At 70.3% G+C, this 17,735-nt stretch carries 18 protein-coding genes and 7 tRNA genes; 16 read left to right on the top strand and 9 right to left on the bottom strand.

What is annotated here, in order from left to right; translation table 11 throughout:
- Positions 1–227: 227 nt before the first annotated feature.
- Together ACFYZE_RS27125 and ACFYZE_RS27130 are read left to right on the top strand one after the other, a co-directional pair.
- Positions 228–1,145, top strand: coding sequence for a phosphotransferase family protein (locus ACFYZE_RS27125; protein ID WP_388999241.1), 918 nt, complete (start codon positions 228–230; stop codon positions 1,143–1,145).
- Positions 1,146–1,231: 86 nt separating this feature from the next.
- Positions 1,232–1,522 carry a zf-TFIIB domain-containing protein gene (locus ACFYZE_RS27130; RefSeq protein ID WP_388999244.1) on the top strand — a complete coding sequence of 97 codons (291 nt, stop codon included), beginning with the start codon at positions 1,232–1,234 and terminating at the stop codon, positions 1,520–1,522.
- Between the two features lie 45 nt (positions 1,523–1,567).
- Here the strand turns inward: ACFYZE_RS27130 and ACFYZE_RS27135 are convergent.
- The 5 genes from ACFYZE_RS27135 to ACFYZE_RS27155 form a co-directional block, all read right to left on the bottom strand.
- Positions 1,568–1,639: transfer RNA gene (locus tag ACFYZE_RS27135), tRNA-Val, on the bottom strand.
- 34 nt (positions 1,640–1,673) lie between these two features.
- A tRNA-Val gene (locus tag ACFYZE_RS27140) sits at positions 1,674–1,745 on the bottom strand.
- An 18-nt stretch (positions 1,746–1,763) separates the two neighbouring features.
- Positions 1,764–1,835: transfer RNA gene (locus ACFYZE_RS27145), tRNA-Val, on the bottom strand.
- A 1-nt stretch (position 1,836) separates the two neighbouring features.
- Positions 1,837–1,910 (bottom strand) — tRNA-Cys (locus tag ACFYZE_RS27150).
- A gap of 39 nt (positions 1,911–1,949) precedes the next feature.
- Positions 1,950–2,022, bottom strand: a tRNA-Gly gene (locus ACFYZE_RS27155).
- A gap of 180 nt (positions 2,023–2,202) precedes the next feature.
- Between ACFYZE_RS27155 and ACFYZE_RS27160 the strand changes: the two genes are divergently transcribed.
- The 3 genes from ACFYZE_RS27160 (at position 2,203) to ACFYZE_RS27170 (ending at position 5,058) form a co-directional block, all read left to right on the top strand.
- On the top strand, positions 2,203–3,258 hold the full coding sequence (locus ACFYZE_RS27160; protein WP_388999247.1) for a chorismate-binding protein: 1,056 nt from the start codon (positions 2,203–2,205) through the stop codon (positions 3,256–3,258).
- 101 nt (positions 3,259–3,359) lie between these two features.
- Entirely contained in the window at positions 3,360–4,181 is an 822-nt protein-coding gene (locus tag ACFYZE_RS27165; RefSeq protein WP_388999250.1) for an aminotransferase class IV, read from the top strand.
- A gap of 52 nt (positions 4,182–4,233) precedes the next feature.
- Entirely contained in the window at positions 4,234–5,058 is an 825-nt protein-coding gene (locus ACFYZE_RS27170) for a GNAT family N-acetyltransferase (RefSeq protein WP_388999253.1), read from the top strand.
- 12 nt (positions 5,059–5,070) lie between these two features.
- Here ACFYZE_RS27170 and ACFYZE_RS27175 read toward each other — a convergent pair whose 3' ends face one another.
- Positions 5,071–5,595: a DsbA family protein gene (locus tag ACFYZE_RS27175; protein ID WP_388999255.1), complete on the bottom strand. Its 525-nt coding sequence runs from the start codon at positions 5,593–5,595 to the stop codon at positions 5,071–5,073.
- A gap of 313 nt (positions 5,596–5,908) precedes the next feature.
- Here ACFYZE_RS27175 and ACFYZE_RS27180 point away from each other — a divergent pair, with 313 nt between their 5' ends.
- Positions 5,909–6,352: a hypothetical protein gene (locus ACFYZE_RS27180; protein ID WP_388999258.1), complete on the top strand. Its 444-nt coding sequence runs from the start codon at positions 5,909–5,911 to the stop codon at positions 6,350–6,352.
- Between the two features lie 182 nt (positions 6,353–6,534).
- Complete coding sequence (locus ACFYZE_RS27185) at positions 6,535–6,687, top strand: hypothetical protein (RefSeq protein WP_388999261.1); 153 nt, start codon at positions 6,535–6,537, stop codon at positions 6,685–6,687.
- A 265-nt stretch (positions 6,688–6,952) separates the two neighbouring features.
- Here the strand turns inward: ACFYZE_RS27185 and ACFYZE_RS27190 are convergent, their stop codons facing one another.
- Positions 6,953–7,510 (bottom strand): CGNR zinc finger domain-containing protein, encoded by a 558-nt coding sequence (locus ACFYZE_RS27190; protein WP_263228958.1) that lies wholly within the window; start codon positions 7,508–7,510, stop codon positions 6,953–6,955.
- Between the two features lie 259 nt (positions 7,511–7,769).
- Positions 7,770–8,183, bottom strand: coding sequence for an SsgA family sporulation/cell division regulator (locus ACFYZE_RS27195; protein ID WP_003959770.1), 414 nt, complete (start codon positions 8,181–8,183; stop codon positions 7,770–7,772).
- A 190-nt stretch (positions 8,184–8,373) separates the two neighbouring features.
- Between ACFYZE_RS27195 and ACFYZE_RS27200 the strand changes: the two genes are divergently transcribed.
- The 9 genes from ACFYZE_RS27200 (at position 8,374) to ACFYZE_RS27240 (ending at position 16,647) form a co-directional block, all read left to right on the top strand.
- Positions 8,374–8,811, top strand: coding sequence for a TIGR02611 family protein (locus tag ACFYZE_RS27200; protein WP_388999264.1), 438 nt, complete (start codon positions 8,374–8,376; stop codon positions 8,809–8,811).
- Between the two features lie 54 nt (positions 8,812–8,865).
- A tRNA-Val gene (locus ACFYZE_RS27205) sits at positions 8,866–8,937 on the top strand.
- Positions 8,938–9,376: 439 nt separating this feature from the next.
- The gene (locus tag ACFYZE_RS27210; RefSeq protein WP_388999403.1) at positions 9,377–10,663 is read left to right on the top strand and encodes an ABC transporter substrate-binding protein; all 1,287 of its coding nucleotides are present in this window, start codon (positions 9,377–9,379) and stop codon (positions 10,661–10,663) included.
- Between the two features lie 21 nt (positions 10,664–10,684).
- Positions 10,685–11,641: a carbohydrate ABC transporter permease gene (locus ACFYZE_RS27215; RefSeq protein WP_388999267.1), complete on the top strand. Its 957-nt coding sequence runs from the start codon at positions 10,685–10,687 to the stop codon at positions 11,639–11,641.
- Positions 11,638–12,516 (top strand): carbohydrate ABC transporter permease, encoded by an 879-nt coding sequence (locus ACFYZE_RS27220; RefSeq protein WP_388999270.1) that lies wholly within the window; start codon positions 11,638–11,640, stop codon positions 12,514–12,516. The genes ACFYZE_RS27215 and ACFYZE_RS27220 overlap by 4 nt, the downstream gene beginning before the upstream one ends.
- 1 nt (position 12,517) lies before the next feature.
- Entirely contained in the window at positions 12,518–13,114 is a 597-nt protein-coding gene (locus ACFYZE_RS27225) for a hypothetical protein (protein ID WP_388999273.1), read from the top strand.
- A 105-nt stretch (positions 13,115–13,219) separates the two neighbouring features.
- Positions 13,220–15,958 (top strand): Tat pathway signal sequence domain protein, encoded by a 2,739-nt coding sequence (locus ACFYZE_RS27230; RefSeq protein ID WP_388999276.1) that lies wholly within the window; start codon positions 13,220–13,222, stop codon positions 15,956–15,958.
- 131 nt (positions 15,959–16,089) lie between these two features.
- Entirely contained in the window at positions 16,090–16,536 is a 447-nt protein-coding gene (locus tag ACFYZE_RS27235) for an SRPBCC family protein (protein ID WP_388999279.1), read from the top strand.
- 39 nt (positions 16,537–16,575) lie between these two features.
- Positions 16,576–16,647: transfer RNA gene (locus ACFYZE_RS27240), tRNA-Val, on the top strand.
- Between the two features lie 360 nt (positions 16,648–17,007).
- On the opposite strand, the gene ACFYZE_RS27245 is transcribed toward ACFYZE_RS27240, so the two are convergent.
- Entirely contained in the window at positions 17,008–17,733 is a 726-nt protein-coding gene (locus tag ACFYZE_RS27245; RefSeq protein ID WP_388999282.1) for a 3'-5' exonuclease, read from the bottom strand.
- Positions 17,734–17,735 lie beyond the last annotated feature (2 nt).

Genomic DNA, 17,735 nt, shown 5'->3' on the forward strand with positions numbered 1-17,735 from the left:
CCCATGCAACCCCGTGGGGACGGGGGTACGACGGACGGCACCAACGCCCGCGCAGCTGGGGAGCTGCGCGGGCGTTTCTTTGCGCCTGAACCGGCGCCGCTCTCGCGGACGTGGTTCTCGCCGTCGTGGTTCCTCAATTGATGGTTGCTGTGGTCTCGGGTGAAAGACCAGAGCTCCTGCCTTGTGCGTACGCTCTGGGGCGAGTGCTGTACTGCCCAGGGAGCCCCGTGACCGCCGACGTACTGCCTGCCCTGACCGCCGAGGTCCGGTGCGCGGCTCATCCGCGAGGAGGAGGCTGTGGGCATCCGGACGCCGTGCTGGCCGAGCGGGAGGACGGGACGGTCGTACGGCACGGTGGCACGGTCGCCAAGGCGCATCCCCCGGGTACGGACCTCGGGGAGCTCTCTCTCCGTCTCGGGATCGCCGCCGACCTCCCCGAGATCTTCCTGCCGCCGCTCCGCTCCGTGCCTGCCGACCTCCACGGTCGCCTGGCGACCTTCTGGCCGTACGGCACCCCCGTGGATCCCGACACTCCGGACGCCGCCCCCTGGGAGGCCGCCGCCACCCTTCTCGCCCGGCTGCACCAGGCCCCCGCCCCCACCGGTCTCCCAGCCATGCGCGGCCCCGCCAAGGCCGCCCGCGCTGTCCAGCGCCTCCGGGCCGCCGGTCCCCACCCGGCCGCCGCAAGCGTCCTGCGGGCCTGGGCCGGCCTGCCGAGCTGGGCCCGAGCCGAGGCGCCCATGCGCTCGCGCTCTCTGTGTCACGGTGACCTCCACCTCGGCCAGCTGGTACGCCACCCCGCGGAGACCGGTCCCTGGCTCCTCATCGACGTCGACGACCTGGGCCTCGGTGAACCGTCCTGGGACCTGGCCCGCCCAGCCGCCTGGTACGCCTGCGGTCTGCTCCCACCGGACGAGTGGGCCCGGTTCCTCGACGCGTACCGCCGGGCCGGCGGTCCCGCGGTCCCCTCCAGCGGCGACCCCTGGCCGGCCCTGGAGGTTCCCGCCCGCGCCCTGACCGTGCAGACGGCCGCCCGGGCCGTCGCCAAGTCCGCCGCCGCAGGCCGGGCCTTGGACGAGGTGGAACAGGCCGTGGTCGACACCTGCGCCCGAATAGCGGCGATTCCTCAGCAGTTGGGGCAGTGATGCGCGCCCTGGGTTGCAACCGTTCCGGCCGGTACCGAGTCCCTATCTGGCGAAGCCCCACCGACCGGCGAGGAGTTGAGCCGAGCATGCAGTGTCCGAAGTGTCATGCGCCGATGCACACGTACAACCGCAATGGCGTCCAGATCGAGCAGTGCAGCGGCTGTCGCGGCATCTTCCTCGACTACGGGGAGCTGGAGGCGCTCACCCGTCTGGAGGCCCAGTGGGCACAGCCCGCCCCGCCGCCCCCGCCCGCGTACCCGTCCGCTCCCGCCTGGGGCGCCCCGCACGGCGGCCACCACGAGGGCCACCACGGGGGCCACGGTCACTACGGCCACCAGCGCCACAAGAGCTTCGGTCACATGCTGTTCTCCAGCTGAGCCCATGAAGAAGCCCCCGGCCGTGTGGCCGGGGGCTTCGATGTGTGGACGATACTGGGATTGAACCAGTGACCTCTTCCGTGTCAGGGAAGCGCTCTCCCGCTGAGCTAATCGTCCTCGGGACCGCGATCCGAAGATCACGGGCAGTGCGTGCGCGATACTGGGATTGAACCAGTGACCTCTTCCGTGTCAGGGAAGCGCTCTCCCGCTGAGCTAATCGCGCGGGGATCCGAAGATCCAGTGGACGATACTGGGATTGAACCAGTGACCTCTTCCGTGTCAGGGAAGCGCTCTCCCGCTGAGCTAATCGTCCTTGGAGGTGGAGACGGGATTTGAACCCGTGTAGACGGCTTTGCAGGCCGTTGCCTCGCCTCTCGGCCACTCCACCAGGAGTGCAGGGGTTCGGGAAGATCCCCTGGTTCCTTCGAGCGGACGACGAGGCTCGAACTCGCGACCTCAACCTTGGCAAGGTTGCGCTCTACCAACTGAGCTACGTCCGCTTGTCGTTTGTCCGGTCCGCTCCCGCGTCCCGGCGACGTGTTGAACTCTAGCGGATTCCGGGGCCAGTACAAAAACGCGTTTGCGCAGCGTGCTGCCTTGCGCCTGGTCAAGGACACGGCCGGACCACCGCCAGGACACTCGCGGGCCACCGAGTGGACACCCGCCCTAGACTCGGCAACGTGCCCGACCTGCCTCCTCTCGCCCGTTTCGGCGACCGCGTCGCCACCGGTCTCCTCGATGTCACCAGTGACCCGGCCGCCCTCGACTCCACCGGCTTCTGGGCGGTCTGCGCGGACTACGAGGGGCGTCTGACCTGCGCGCGCTTCGCAGACGTACGGGAAGAGCCGGTGCCCGCGCCCGTGCCCGGTCAGTGGCGGGGACCCGAGGCCGGTGACTGGGCGTCCTCCCTCGACCGTGCCGCGTACACGGCGGGCGTGCGCCGGATCCGCGAGCACATCGCCACCGGGGAGGTCTACCAGGTGAACCTCTGCCGTGTGCTGTCGGCGCCGGTCGCGCCCGGCGCCGACGTGGACGCCCTGGCCGCCGTGCTGGCCCGCGGCAACCCCGCCCCGTATGCAGGAACGATCCGCCTGCCGGAACACGGTGTGGAGATAGCCACCGCGTCCCCCGAGCTGTTCCTGCGCCGCGCCGGCCGCACCGTCGAGTCCGGCCCGATCAAGGGCACCGCCCGCACCGAGGCGGAGCTGCTGGAGAAGGACTACGCGGAGAACGTGATGATCGTGGACCTGGTCCGCAACGACCTCGGCCGCGTCTGCGTCACCGGCAGCGTCACCGTCCCGGACCTGTGCGCCGTCGAGAAGCACCCCGGCCTCGTCCACCTCGTCTCCACGGTCCGCGGGGAGCTGCGCCCGGACGCCGGCTGGCCGGACCTGCTCGCCGCCGCCTTCCCGGCCGGCTCGATCACCGGTGCCCCCAAGTCGAGCGCGCTGCGGATCATCGACGCCCTGGAGACCGCGCGCCGCGGCCCCTACTGCGGCGGCATCGGCTGGGTCGACGCCGACCGGGGCGTGGGCGAGCTGGCCGTCGGCATCCGCACCTTCTGGATCGACCGGAGCGCCGACGGCGCGGCCGTGCTGCGGTTCGGCGCCGGCGCCGGCATCACCTGGGACTCCGACCCGGAGGGCGAATGGCGCGAGACCGAACTGAAGGCCGCCCGGCTGCTCGCGGTAGCGTCGGGGGAGTACCAGGACCTTGTGGACCTGGGGCCGCAATGACCTTCCATCCCGCGGCACACCCCCCCGGCTCCGCGGCACGGCCACGGGCCGGACGGCGCGTCGCACGACGCTTTCGCCATGATCTTGCGAGGTAGACACCAGTGAAGCTCTGGCTCGACGGCGGGCTGCAGGACATCGAGTCCGCCCGCGTCTCCGTCTTCGACCACGGACTGACCGTCGGCGACGGCGTCTTCGAGACCGTCAAGGCCGTCGAGGGCCGGGCGTTCGCACTCACCCGCCACCTCGCCCGGCTCACCCGCTCCGCCCGCGGACTCGGCCTTCCGGACCCGGACCTGGACGAGGTCCGCCGCGCCTGTGCCGCCGTCCTTGAGGCCAACCCGATGCCGCTCGGGCGCCTGCGCATCACGTACACCGGCGGCCACGGCCCCCTCGGCTCCGACCGCGGCGACCAGGGCCCCACCCTCGTCGTGGCCCTCGGGGCGACCACCCGGCGCCCCGACTCCACGGCCGTGATCACGGTGCCGTGGAGTCGTAACGAGCATGGCGCGCTGACCGGTCTGAAGACCACCTCGTACGCCGAGAACGTCGTCGCGCTCGCCCGGGCGACCGGGCAGGGCGCGACCGAGGCCCTGTTCGGCAACACGGCCGGCCGGCTCTGCGAGGGCACGGGGTCGAACGTCTTCGTCGTCCTCGACGGGGAGATCCACACCCCGCCGCTCGCCTCCGGCTGCCTCGCGGGCATCACCCGGGCCCTCACCGTGGAGTGGACCGGAGCCAAGGAGACCGATCTGCCGCTGGACGTCCTCGAGCACGCGGACGAGATCTTCCTCACATCGACGCTGCGGGACGTGCAGGCCGTGCACCGAGTGGACGGCCGGGAACTCGCCGGGGCGCCGGGGCCGGTGACCGCCAAGGCCATGCGGATCTTCGACGAGCGGTCCGGGAGCGACCTGGATCCGTGAGCGCAGGGAAAACCGGCTGACGCGGGTCGCCGCCGCGGGTAGAACACCCGTGATGACCACGACCCTGCGGCCGACCGAGCCGCTTCAGCATCACGCCGACGGTACGCGTTCACGTCGTTACCAGGTGTGCGTGAACAGCCGTCCCGTCGGCGCGATACACCTCGGCACCTCGCCGTCCCTGGGCGAGTCGGTGGCCCGCATCATCGACCTGCGCATCGAGGAGCCCGACCGCCGGCGCGGCCGGGGCACCGTGGCCGGGCTCGCCGCGGAGGAGGTGGCGCGGGGCTGGGGCTGCCGGCAGATCGAGGTCCGGGTCCCCGCCGATGCGCGCGTCGCACTGCGGCTCACCGAGACGCTCGGCTACGTCCTGCGCAACCGCGGCATGGAGAAGCGGCTCGGTGACACCCCGCCCCCGCTGCCCGCGGGCAGCCGCGCACGCCCCATGACCGAGGTGGAGTTCGCGGCCTGGCAGGAGCACCAACGGGAGCACTACGCGCGCACGTGGATCGAGCGGGGCGTGCCCGAGGCCGTGGCGCACGCCAAGGCGCGACGCGACCACGAGCAGCTGCTGCCGCAGGGGATGCGCACCGAGGGCATGACGTTCAGCGTGCTGGAGCACGAGGGCACGCACGTGGGCACCCTCTGGCTGGCCGTGCGCGAGGACATGGCGTTCGTCTTCGACGTGGAGGCCGACGCGGCCCACCGCGGGAGGGGGCACGGCCGCACGCTCCTGCTCCTGGCCGAGGCGCAGGCGCTCACCGCCGGTCGGCGGATCCTCGGACTGAACGTGTTCGCGGGCAACACCCCGGCCGAGCGCCTCTACGAGTCGCTCGGCTACCGGACGACGGAGTACGCGTTGTACAAACCGCTGCTGTAGGGCCGGGCGGGATCAGGCCCCCTGCCCGGCCAGCAGCCGGTCTGCGATCTCCTCGACCCGCTGGCGCAGTCCCTCCTGGCTCTTGCCGCCGTCGAGGCGCTCACCGCCGATCACATAGGTCGGAGTGCCGGTCACGCCGATCGCCTTGCCCTCGGCCTGGTCGGCGTCGACGATCAGGATGTGCCGGCCGTCGATCAGAGCCGTGTCGAACTCCTCGGCGTCCATGCCCAGTTCGCGGGCCACCTCGATGAGGAACGCCTCCCCCTCGCGGTCCAGCTCCTCGACCCGGCCGAGCACGGCCTCCACGTACGGCCAGCCCTGCCCCTGCGCCAGCGCCTCCTCGGCGGCCTGCGCCGCGGCGAAGGCGTGCCGGTGCTTCTCCAGCGGGAAGTGCCGCAGCCGCAGCTCCAGCCGGTCGCCGTAGCGGTCGCGCAGCGCGCGCAGATCATCCAGGGCGGTACGGCAGTCGGGGCACTGGAGTTCGCACCACACGTCCAGGACGGGGGCGGCTGCACGGGCTGGGGAGGAGTCACTCATGGTCACAGTCTCCCAGCACCCGCGACGGCCCCCAAACGGGATCTCCGCACCCGGAGGTGGAGGCGTGGAGAGCGCAGGTGAGGTCAGGGGTGGAGACGGGGCCGCACCCTGGGGAGGAGCCGACCCCCGGATGTCCCGGAGATGTCCCTGACGTGCGTCCGGACCGTGGCCCGCGGGGCGCGGTCCGGTGCAGGATGGAAAGGGCGAACCGTCCTCACCGGACCGATTCCCTCACCGGCCCCACCCCCTCACCGGACCCACCCCCTCACACGACCCACCCCCTCACACGACCGATCTCCGCTTGGAGGACCGGATGATTGCCGAGACAGTCTGTTCCGCCGTCTCCGCGGCCGGCCTCGGCATCGCCGCGGTCACGGCCTTCCGCAAGCGTTTTCTGGCCGCGGCCCGTATCGCCGCGTACGCGCTGGTGCCCATCGGCCTGGTGATGACAGGAGTGGTGGGCTGGCTCGCCGACACCGCGTTCAGTCCCACGGCCTGGGCGGGCTTCGGCGTGCTCGGGGCCGCCTGGCTGCTCTTCGCGACCACCCGGGCCGTCGAACGCAGGCGCGGCGGCACCCGCAAGGAACGCAGGGCGGCGCGTGCCGCGCGGCGGGAGGCTGCGGCTCCCTCGGCCTCCGCGCCGGCGCTCGGCACCGGGGGTCCTCCCGCGGTTCGTCCCACGGCGGGGCCCCGGGCGGCCGAGCCCGCGGACGATTTCAGCGACATCGAGGCCATCCTGAAGAAGCACGGCATATGAAGCCTCTCCCGGCGAGGACCGGACGGGAAACGAGGAAGCGGTCGGGTCGCGGCGCCCTGGCGATCAAGTAGGGGCACGTCTAGATCATCTTCGCTCCGCACCTCGCGGAATCGGCGATCACATCGTCATCCCGTGCGTGTTGATCGCACGGCGCGTGCGGGCTGCGCCATCATCACCGCGAGATGCTGGACACAACCCAGAGCGACACCGCCGGTCCTCCCAAGGATCGTCGGGGTTGTCTCTTCGCGCTTTCCCAGCCACCGCTGATGATCTTCCTTGCGGTGATCGGCTGTTTGCTGCTCATGGCATCGCTGCACGATCTGCTGCTGCTCTGAGCCGTATGCGGAGCCCCTGGCGCCACCCGCCGAGGGCTCCGTCAGCCCACCGGGTGAGCGACGAAGGCGGGCCACACGTCTGGTCACGGCGGGTGAGTGTCCGCACGCGTGGTGCGGCGGCCCCGGGAAACACATGTCAGCTGAGCGGGCCCAGGGTCAGGTACGCCCGCTGCGCGTCCGGCTTCTCGACGCCTACCACCTCGCGACTTCCCAGCCCCGCGCGGTCGGCCGCGCCCTTCCTCACCCGCGGCCGGAAAGTCCTCGCTCAGCCGGCCGCCTCCTTGCGGCGTGCCCGGTAGGCGGCCACGTGGAGGCGGTTGCCGCAGGTACGGCTGTCGCAGTAGCGCCGTGAGCGGTTGCGGGAGAGGTCCACGAAGGCGCGCCGGCAGTCGGGCGCCTCACAGCGGCGCAGCCGCTCCTGCTCCCCGGCCACCACGAAGAACGCCAGCGCCATCCCGCAGTCCGCGGCGATGTGGTCCGCCAGGGAGGCGCCGGGGGCGAAGTAGTGCACATGCCAGTCGTAGCCGTCGTGGTCGGTCAGCCGGGGCGTGGTGCCCGCCGCCGCGACCAGTTCGTTGATGAGGCCCGCCGCGGCCCGGGCGTCCGTCGCGGCGAAGACCGCGGCGAACCGTCCGCGGATCTTGCGCACGGCCGACAGGTCGAACTCCGACAGAACGCCGAGATCACTCACCGCGTGTCTGCGCGCGAAGTCGTCGAGGGCGGCGACATCCGGGAGCCCGTCAGGCTCGTCGCCCTCCGGTGTGGTGTTCACGAGGTCCACCACGAGGTCGAGCGCGCACCGGGTGTCATGGGTGATCAGCACGTGTCGCTCCCTGGCCTGGGGTCGGGCGGACGCCCGCCGATGCTGGCCGAGCCTAGCGGCTTCCCGCCCCGAGAGGAGCGCCGCAGGGTCGGCTTCGGACACGTCGCGCACCAGAGCTGGAGCGTGACTCTCCGTAGCAGGCCAGTACGCCGTCTCCGCGAGGGCTCGCGGCGACGGCGCCCGGGTGTGCCGTATGCGGTTGTCCTGACCCGAGCCGTCTCCCCGAGTGGACGGCGCCGGGTGGCGTGGCTGTCTTGCGCTAGCTCTCGGCCAGGATGTGGGAGAGCTCCGTGTCGAGATCGAAGTGGCGATGCTCCGTGCCGGGCGGCACGGCCGCATCGGTCCGCTTCAGGAACGACTCCAGTGCCCGCGCCGGGGCCTCGAGCAGGGCCTCGCCCTCCGGAGAGCTCAGGGCGATGCAGACGACGCCCTGACCGTGGCTGCGGGACGGCCAGACGCGGACGTCGCCGGTCCCTGTGGGCCGGTGCAGGCCCTCCGCGAGGAGGTCGCGGGCGAACACCCACTCGACGGTCTCCTCGGCTCCGGTGTGGAAGGTTGCGTGCACGGCGTAGGGATCGGCCGTGTCATACCGCAGTCCCGCGGGTACAGGCAGTGAGGACTCGCTCGACACAACGAGGCGCAGGTGCAGCTCGCAGCTGACCGTGGTGTTCATAAGCGCCAGGGCCTTTCGCTCAGTGTGCGCTCGGGGATTCGCACGTCGGCGAAATCGACATGCCACCTACGGTGCCGTTGTAAACCCCTCTGAGTGTTTTGCCTGTCTTTACGTAGCTCGTCCGGCCGAGACATCCTTCGCGCGATGCGGCCATTCCGGTGACCGGTTTCTCTCGGGTAGGTTTGACTGTATGAATACGCGGAGTGACGAGCGGGGTGAAGCCGCCGTGGCCGCCGAGGGGCCGAAGGCCGAGCGGGCGCTCGGTTCCAGGGCGCCGGAATTCATCAAGGCCCGACGGGCGCTGCACCTCAGCTGGCAGGTGGGCGTTTTCGTGATCGGCCTCGCGGTGGTCGCGGGCGGCGTGATCCTGCTTCCGCTGCCGGGCCCGGGCTGGCTGGTGATCTTCGCAGGCATGGCGATCTGGGCGACCGAGTTCGTCTGGGCCCAGCTGGTTCTGCGCTGGACGAAACGGAAGGTCACCGAGGCGACGCACCGTGCGCTCGACCCCAGAGTGCGGCGTCGCAATCTCCTGCTGACGACCGCCGGCGTGGCGATCGTGGCCGCGCTGGTCGGCGTGTACGTCTGGAAGTTCGGCCTCGTGACGCCCTGGAACATCAGGGAGGAGTGACCGGCCCGTGGTCGGAGGCATCCGCTGACATGCGGTAATGTTCTTCCTGCGCCCGGGCGATTAGCTCAGCGGGAGAGCGCTTCGTTCACACCGAAGAGGTCACTGGTTCGATCCCAGTATCGCCCACAGGATCAAGGGCGGCGCTGCCCAGGAGATGAGCGGCGCCGCCCTTGACGTATGCCCGTATGTGGGCCCCTGTGCCGGGCAGCGCCTCCTCCCACCCTGTCCCGGCGCGCCACTGCCCCGGCGGAGCCGGACGTCCGGGACCGCCGCCACCGGTTGAGTCCGGCATGCGGCTCTCGGGCGTATGCCGGACTGAAACCGGCATCGGGCTCTCGACCGCCATGCCGGCTTCAGCTCTGCGGTGCCGCCCCTCGCGACCTGCGCGCTTCTCTTTCCCGGTCCGAACTCGCCCCGCTCCGGTGCCCGTTACCGCCCAACCGCACTCTCACCAATTCCTGTCCGAATCATTGACGAGGCCGGAGGGCCTCCGTACCTTGTGCCAGCAAGCGCTTACTTGAAACGATTCATGAGCGGCGGCGTTGCTGCGGGGAGGGGCGTGACTGTGGGTACCGGGAATGTTGAAAGGCGCACGATCCTGAAGGCGGCGGGAGGCTCGATGGCCACCCTCGGGCTGGCCGCCACGACAGGGTGTGGTGGCGACGGCGGCACCTCGGCGGACGGGACCGTGATGATCCGTTACTCGTGGTGGGGTGCGGACGAACGGGCGAAGAAGATCAACGAAACCATCAAGCTCTTCGAGAAGAAGTATCCCAAGATCAAGGTCAAAACGGACTTCCAGGACTACCAGTCTTTCTGGGAGAAGTTCCAGACGCAGGCGTCCGGCGGAAATCCCCCGGACGTATTCCAGAACGCCGTCACTTTCCTTCGGAAGTACGACAAGAGAGGCGTCCTCCTCGACCTCAAGTCACAGATCGACGCGGGCAATATCAGCCTGAGCAACTTCCGCGCCGGTGTCACGAAGGTGGGCGAGGTCGACGGCAAGCAGCTCGGCATTCCCGTCGGCTCCAACACCATGGCGCTCGTCGTCGACAAGAAGGTCTTCCAGAAGGCCGGCGTCGAGCCGGCGACGGGCTGGACCTGGGACGAGTACTTCAAGGCCCTCAAGACCATCCACGACAGGACCAAGGTCCCCGGGGACACGGGCTACTTCAGCATCATGTACCTGTACGACCTCTACCTCCGGCAGAACGGCAAGGCGTTCTACACCAAGGACGGACTCGGTTTCGACAAGGCTGACCTGACGGAGTGGTGGCAGGACGGCTACAACCGCGTGAAGGCGGGGATCGTCACCGACCCGAAGATCGTCGCCCAGGACCGGCCCAAGTCCTCGCTCTCGGCCGGGCACGGTGCGTCCGAATTCACCTGGGACAACTTCACGGTCCGTTACACCGCGGAGGGAAACAGCACCTACGGTCTCGCGCCGATCCCCACCATGGACGGCAAGCACACCGGCCAGTACCTGGCCTCCCTGATGCTGAGCGCCTCCGCGCGCACCTCACACCCGAAGGAAGTCGCCCAGTTCATCAACTTCATGGTCCACGACCCCGAGGTCGGCAAGATCATGGGCTACGACCGCGGCATCCTCGCCGGCACGGAACAGTACGGGGCCTTCAAGCCGACCGACGAGGTCAACAAGGAGATCGCGCAGTACGAGGACGCCACCGCCAAGGCCGGCGTCCTCGGCGCGATCACCCCGCACCCCTCCGGCGCCGACACCATCGAGGCCGCCTTCCTGCGCATCGGTGGCGACCTGGGCCTGGGCAAGGTCAAGGTCGCCGACGCGGTGAAGCAGTTCTTCGACGAGTCGCAGGCCGCGTTCCAGGCCTGACCGGAACTGATGGGAACCCCCATGACGCTCGTCAAGGACTCGCCTCTCGACACCCGGAAGACCCGTTCCGCCGCTCCCGCCGCCCGTAAGCGGCGGGGCCGCCGGGAGAATCTCGCCGGCTACCTCTTCATGTCCCCGTGGATCGCCGGCTTCGTACTCCTGACCGCGGGACCCATGGTCGCCTCGCTGTACTTCGCGTTCACCGACTACAACCTCTTCAACACACCGAAGTGGGTCGGCCCCGACAACTTCACCAGGATGTTCGACGACCCGCGGTGGCAGAAGTCGGTGGAGGTGACGGCGAAGTACGTCGTCATCGGCACACCGCTGAAGCTGCTGCTCGCCCTCGGTGTCGCCCTGCTCCTCGCGCAGAGCCGTCGCGGACAGGCGTTCTACCGGGCCGCGTTCTACGCCCCCTCGCTCATCGGCGCCAGCGTGTCGGTCGCCTTCGTCTGGCGGTCGATCTTCTCCGACGACGCCGTCGTGGACCGCACGATGTCCGTCTTCGGTATCCACGTGGGGGGCTGGGTCGGCAACCCCGACTGGATCCTGTACTGCCTGGTGGCGCTCACCGTCTGGCAGTTCGGAGCGCCCATGGTCATCTTCCTGGCCGGGCTCAAACAGGTGCCGAAGGAACTCCACGAGGCGGCGGCGATGGACGGCGCCGGGGCCTTCCGCAGGTTCTGGAACATCACGCTGCCGATGATCTCCCCGGTGCTCTTCTTCAACGTGCTGCTGGAGACGATCCACTCGTTCCAGATCTTCGCCTCGGCCTATGTCGTCTCCAACACCTACTGCGGTCCGGCCGACGCCACGCTCGTCTACACCTGCTACCTGTACCAGCAGGGGTTCAAGAACGCCCAGATGGGCTACGCCTCCGCGATGGCCTGGATGCTGCTGCTCGCCGTGGCCCTCGTGACGGTGGTCCTCTTCTGGTCCCAGAAGAAGTGGGTGCACTACGAGGAGGACGCCCGATGAGCACCACCACCGTCCGCACGCCGCTCGGCGGCCCCGGTCGCAGGCGCGCCGGTTCGCTCGCCTGGCACATCGGCGCCCTGCTGGTCCTCGCGGTCGTCCTCTATCCCGTCCTCTGGGTGATCGGGGCGTCGTTCAAGCCCAGCAAGGACATCATCAACAGCCTGCAGCTGTTCCCCGTCCACCCCATCCTCGACAACTTCAAGGGCCTGGCGAAGGGCATCGCCGACATCTCCATCTGGACGTTCTTCCAGAACTCCCTCCTGTACGCAGTCGGCGCCGTCGTCGGCATCCTGATCTCCTGCTCGCTGACCGCGTACGCCTTCGCGCGGATCAGGTTCGCGGGCCGCAACCTGCTGTTCTCGCTCATGATCGGCACGCTTCTCCTGCCCTACCACGTGCTGCTCATCCCGCAGTACGTGATGTTCCAGAAGATGCAGCTGATCAACACCTACGTTCCGCTGCTGCTCGGCAAGTACCTGGCCACGGAGGCGTTCTTCGTCTTCCTCATGGTGCAGTTCATGCGGAGTCTGCCGAAGGAACTCGACGAGGCCGCCCGGATCGACGGCTGCGGGCACCTGAGGATCTACTGGTCGATCGTGCTGCCGCTGTGCCGTCCGGCCCTCATCACGAGCGCGATCTTCACGTTCATCAACGCCTGGAACGACTTCATGGGCCCGCTGATCTACCTCAACGACCCCGGCAAGTACACCGTCTCGCTCGGCATGATGATGTTCCGTGACTCCGACGGCGTGGCCGCGAACTACGGCGGCATGATCGCGATGTCCCTGGTCGCGCTGCTGCCCGTGCTGCTCTTCTTCCTCGCCTTCCAGCGTTACCTCATCGACGGCATGGCGACCTCCGGACTGAAGGGCTGACATGGCCACCGACCACGCCCGCCCGAAGCCCCGCCGCGAGTCGCTGCTCGCCGAGAGGTTCGCCCTCTTCGCCGAGTGCCTGCTCACCGGTGTCTGGATCGCCGTGGCCTCGCTGCCGCTCGTCACCTACCCCGCCGCCTTCGCCGCCGGCGCACGCCATCTGCGCCGGCGCACGGCCCACGAGGGCGGCGGCTGGCGGGAGTTCGCCGCGGACTTCGGCGCGGCCGCGCGCCGTGGCTGGATCGTCGGGCTCGCCGGCTGGGCGGCGGCGGCCGCGGTCCGGGTGGACGTCCAGGCCGTGCGCGCCGGACTGCCCGGCGGGCCGCTCGTCGGCGCAGTCGGCGTCTTCGCCCTCATCGGCGCGGCCGTCGCCGGGCTGCGAGCGGCGGCGGCCTGGGTGCCGGGCGCCTCCTGGCGGGCCCTGCTCGCGGCGGCCGGACGCCGCACCGTCCTCGATCCGGCCGGGTCCTTCCTCCTCGTCGGCGGCGCCGCCCCGGTGCTCTGCTCCGCCTGGTTCGTCGCGCCTCTCGCGGTCCCCGTCCTCGGGGCCGTGGCGGCGGCCGCCGTCGCCGTCGAGGAGCGCCACCGGCGTCGTTGAGCCGGCCGGCACCTCCCCCCGGGTCGGCGCCCCGGCGCCGCTCCTCCCTCTGTCATGCCCCTGACCTCCCTGCATCACCGCCAGGAAAGGAAGGCTGCATCTCCCATGTCTCCCATCCCCCGCAGGTCCCTCCTCAAGGCCGCCGCCGTCGCCGGAGCCGCCGCCCAGTTCAGCTGGACGCTGGGGGCCAGGGACGCGCAGGCGGCGCCCAGAGCCGAGGCGGCCGACGCCGATCCGGTGACCCTCGACTGGCTCGAGGACGGCGGTCTCGGCGCCGCGCCCGGCTCCACCGTCGGCGTGCCCTGGCCCAAGGGCGCCTATCAGGACGACCAGACGTTCGCCCTGACGGACCAGAACGGCAAGGCCGTACCCGTCCAGTCCTGGCCGCTCGCGTACTGGCCGGACGGCTCCCTCAAGTGGACGGCGCACGCGGTCGGTTCGGGATCCGGCAAGCTCACGCTCACCGCCGGCACCCCCGCGACGCCCGACAAGAAGGTCACCGTCGACAAGAGCGGCGGCACCATCGACATATCGACCGGCGTCATCACTGCCAGGATCGGCAAGTCCGGCACCACGCTGATCAAGTCCGTCACCCGCGGCTCCACCGAGATCGCGAAGAACGGCCGGCTCGTCCTCATCCGCCAGCCGGAGATCGAGGACGAGGACCAGGGCACGGTGAAGACCGAGCGCTTCGACGGCGCCATCTCCGAGGTCGCCGTCGAACAGGAGGGCCCCGTCCGGGCCGTCGTCCGCATCGACGGCAAGCACCGCAAGGGCGACCGCAGTTGGCTGCCGTTCTCGATCCGGCTCTACTTCTACGCGGGCGCCGACTCCTTCCGCATGGTGCACACCATCACCTACGACGGGACGCAGGAACCCGGCAGGGCGAGCGGCGACTTCGTCCGCGGGCTCGGCGTGCGCTTCACCGTGCCGATGCGCGACGCCGCCTACGACCGGCACATCCGGATCGGCGGAGAGGGCACCGGTCTGCTGCGTGAGGCCGTGCAGGGCATCACCGGGCTGCGCCGCGACCCGGGCGCGGCCGTGCAGGCGGCGCAGTACGCCGGACAGAAACTGCCCGACCCCTCGACGTGGGACCAACGGGTGACGACCCGGCTCCAGTACATCCCGCACTGGGGCGACTACACCCTCTCGCAGCTCTCCGCCGACGGCTTCACCCTGCGCAAGCGCACCAGGAAGGGCTACGGCTGGATCGGTGCCGGCGGTGGCAAGCGGGCCTCCGGCTTCGGCTACGTCGGCGGACCGAGCGGCGGAGTCTCCTTCGGCCTGAGGGACTTCTGGGAGAAGTTCCCCGCCCAGCTGGACATCCGCGAGGCCCACACCGATGAGGCCGAGGTCACCCTCTGGCTCTGGTCGCCCGAGGCGCAGCCGATGGACCTGCGCTTCTACCACGACGGCATGGGCCAGGACACCTACGCCAAGCAGCTCGAGGGCCTCAACATCACCTACGAGGACTACGAACCGGAGTTCGGCACCCCGTACGGCATCGCCCGCACGTCCGAACTCCTCTTCTGGGCGAACGCCGCCACCCCGACCCCCGACCAGCTCGCCGACCAGGTCAAGGCAGTCCGGACGCTGCCGCAGCTCGCCGCCCCGCCCAGGCAGCTCATCAAGGCCAAGGTCTTCGGCCCGGGCCTGTACTCCGAGCCCGACCGTTCCACGCCGGCCAAGGCGAAGATCGAGGACCACCTCGACTTCCTCTTCACCTACTACAAGGACCAGGTGGAGCAGTGCCGCTGGTACGGCTTCTGGGACTACGGCGACATCATGCACACCTACGACACCGTCCGGCACGTGTGGCGGTACGACATCGGCGGCTACGCCTGGGACAACTCCGAGCTGTCGCCCGATCTGTGGCTCTGGTACGCCTACCTGCGCAGCGGCCGCGCGGACATCTTCCGCTTCGCCGAGGCGATGACCCGGCACACCGGCGAGGTCGACGTCTACCATATCGGCAAGTGGGCCGGCCTCGGCACCCGGCACGGCGTGCAGCACTTCGCCGACAGCGCCAAACAGCAGCGCATCGCCAACACCACCTACCGGCGCTTCTACTACTTCCTCACCGCCGACGAACGGGTCGGCGACCTCATGCGGGCCAACGTCGACTCCGACGAGACGTTCCTCGTCCTCGACCCGCAGCGCAAGGTACGCACCGACCCCTACACCCCCGACCGGCACGCCTTGTCGATCGGCTTCGGCACGGACTGGAGCGGCCTGGTGTCGGCCTGGCTCACCGAGTGGGAGCGCAAGGGCCCCAAGTGGGAGAAGGCCAAGGCACGCGTCCTGTCCACCATGGAGGGCATCGCCGCCCAGCCCAACGGCTTCGTCCAGGGCAGCGGGCTGTACGACCTCGACACCGGCAGGTTCGCCGTCGCCGACAAGCCGGTGGTGTCCGTCTCCCACCTCTCGGCCGTCTTCGGCCTCAACGAGCTGTGCGCCGAGCTCGACTACCTGGTCGACATGCCCGAGTTCAAGGAGGCGTACCTGGACTACTGCCGCTACTTCAACGCCACCAAGGCCGAGCAGAAGGCCCGCTACGGCTCGGACTTCGGAAGCCTGCTGCTCTTCCAGGGCCACTCGCGCCTCGACGCGTACGCCGCCGTCCAGACCGGCGACGCGACGCTCGCCGAGCGGGCGTGGAGCAAGTTCTACAGCTCCGACGGCTACACCGAGTCCTCGCCGTGGAAGACGGAACCGCTGAGCGGTCCGGCCACGCTCGTCGCGGGGAGCGAGGCGGCCTGGGTGTCCACCAACGACACCGCGCTCTACGGCCTCGCCGCCGTCGAGAACCTGGCACTGCTCGGGGACGAGATGCCGTCCTGACTCCGTGACCGGTGGGGGAGCGCCGCCGCACGGGCGGCGGCGCTCGCACCGGCCAGTGTGGCGCTCGTCACGTCGTGCGGCATGAGTACGCGTACTCAGATACCGAGGACGGGCCGGGGCAGACTCAGGCCATGGAATGGACCCGTTACCGATTCCACAGCAGGTGGGCCCTGTCCGCGCCGCCCGCCGCCGTGTACGCGGCGCTGGAGCGGCCCGAGGAGTACCCGCGGTGGTGGCGCCACGTGCGGGAGGTGACCCGGCTCGATGACACGACCGGCGTCGTCCGGGTCCGCTCCCTGCTGCCGTACGACCTGACCTTCACCGTGCGCGAGGTGCGGCGCGACCCGGCGGCCGGGATTCTGGAGGTCGCGCTGTCCGGTGACGTCGACGGCTGGGCACGCTGGACGGTCACCGCGGCCGGTCCCGGCTCCCTCGCCCGCTACGACCAGGCGGTCGACGTGCACAAGCCGCTGCTCAGGAGGCTGGCCGTGCCGGCCCGCCCGGCGTTCCGCGCGAACCACCGGCTGATGATGCGGGCAGGGCGACGCGGACTACGGGCGTACCTCGAAGCGGTTTGAAGGAACCCTGCCGGGGCCTGTATTGTTCAGTGCGTTCCCGGGCGATTAGCTCAGTGGGAGAGCGCTTCGTTCACACCGAAGAGGCCACTGGTTCGAACCCAGTATCGCCCACCGGGAGAGCCGGTCCGCATGATGCGGACCGGCTCTTTTTGTCCGCCCGTGGCCGGGATACGCTTCCGATCTTCACGGAGGCTGGGGAGGCTCCCGTGAAGTGGGAGGGGGTACCTGCTCGGCTTCGTCACGACGGCCGTCGGGGCCCTGCTCGGCGGCGGCCGGAACGCGGTCGGCTGGCCGGTCCTCGTGGCGGGCGTGATCGCGGTGGGCGCCGGCCTGGCGTTGTGGCTGCGCTCCTGGGAGCTGTACGCCCGCACCCCGCGCGGCACCGCGCTCTGGCTCCAGGTGGAGGCGTTCCGGCGCTACCTCATGGATCCGTGGGCGCCTGTCCTCGGCAGGCGCCTTCCCCGTGCCTTCCTACGCTGCCGCCGGCAGCTCCGGCCGCAGTGGCCAGTCCGTGCTGACGATCTCCTCCGAACCGCTGCGCGTGAACCACGCCTGCAGCCCCCGTGCCTGTGCCGCGTGCCAGGTCGCCTGCAGCGTGTGCAGCTCGGCGGGGGAGAGGCGCTCCAGACGGGTTGCGAAGCGACGCCCCAGCGCCCGTACGACCTCCATCGCGGCCAGCGCGTCCGCCGCCGCGTCGTGCGCCCCCTCCAGCGGCACTCCGTAGTGCGCGCACAGGTCGGTGAGGGTGCGGCGGCCCTTGCGGTAGCGGTCCAGGTGCTTGTCGAGCACCCGCGGGTCGAGCACGCGCAGCGGCGCCGACGCGAACCAGCGCTCCAGCGAGGACGCCCGATGACGCCGCAACTCCCGGTCCAGCAGCGTCAGATCGAAGGGCGCGTTCATCACCACCAGCGGCCGGCCCCGCATCGCCTGCTCACCCAGCTCCCGGGCTATCTCCTCCATCACCGGCGACGGCCATCGGCCGTTGCGCTGCAGGTGCTCCTCCGTCAGCCCGTGCACGGCCGTCGCCTCCTCGGGCACCGGCACCCCCGGGTTCACCAGCCAGCGGCTCACCCGCGGCCGGGTCCCCGGAGCGTCCTGGACGACGACGGCGGCCGACACGATCCGGTCGGTCTCGACGTCCACGCCGGTGGTCTCCGTGTCGAACGCGGCGAGCGGGCCCTCGTACCAGAACGTCATGC

It is taken from the genome of Streptomyces sp. NPDC001796 (assembly GCF_042892355.1).
Lineage (GTDB): Bacteria > Actinomycetota > Actinomycetes > Streptomycetales > Streptomycetaceae > Streptomyces.

Bases quoted from the DNA above. Each gene is read 5' to 3' on its own strand.
- ACFYZE_RS27195 (WP_003959770.1), bottom strand. From the start codon at position 8,183: ATGAACACCACGGTCAGCTGCGAGCTGCACCTGCGCCTCGTTGTGTCG.
- ACFYZE_RS27230 (WP_388999276.1), top strand. From the start codon at position 13,220: ATGTCTCCCATCCCCCGCAGGTCCCTCCTCAAGGCCGCCGCCGTCGCC.
- ACFYZE_RS27175 (WP_388999255.1), bottom strand. From the start codon at position 5,595: ATGAGTGACTCCTCCCCAGCCCGTGCAGCCGCCCCCGTCCTGGACGTG.
- ACFYZE_RS27170 (WP_388999253.1), top strand. From the start codon at position 4,234: ATGACCACGACCCTGCGGCCGACCGAGCCGCTTCAGCATCACGCCGAC.
- ACFYZE_RS27225 (WP_388999273.1), top strand. From the start codon at position 12,518: ATGGCCACCGACCACGCCCGCCCGAAGCCCCGCCGCGAGTCGCTGCTC.
- ACFYZE_RS27180 (WP_388999258.1), top strand. From the start codon at position 5,909: ATGATTGCCGAGACAGTCTGTTCCGCCGTCTCCGCGGCCGGCCTCGGC.
- ACFYZE_RS27215 (WP_388999267.1), top strand. From the start codon at position 10,685: ATGACGCTCGTCAAGGACTCGCCTCTCGACACCCGGAAGACCCGTTCC.
- ACFYZE_RS27220 (WP_388999270.1), top strand. From the start codon at position 11,638: ATGAGCACCACCACCGTCCGCACGCCGCTCGGCGGCCCCGGTCGCAGG.
- ACFYZE_RS27245 (WP_388999282.1), bottom strand. From the start codon at position 17,733: ATGACGTTCTGGTACGAGGGCCCGCTCGCCGCGTTCGACACGGAGACC.
- ACFYZE_RS27130 (WP_388999244.1), top strand. From the start codon at position 1,232: ATGCAGTGTCCGAAGTGTCATGCGCCGATGCACACGTACAACCGCAAT.
- ACFYZE_RS27235 (WP_388999279.1), top strand. From the start codon at position 16,090: ATGGAATGGACCCGTTACCGATTCCACAGCAGGTGGGCCCTGTCCGCG.
- ACFYZE_RS27200 (WP_388999264.1), top strand. From the start codon at position 8,374: ATGAATACGCGGAGTGACGAGCGGGGTGAAGCCGCCGTGGCCGCCGAG.
- ACFYZE_RS27185 (WP_388999261.1), top strand. From the start codon at position 6,535: ATGCTGGACACAACCCAGAGCGACACCGCCGGTCCTCCCAAGGATCGT.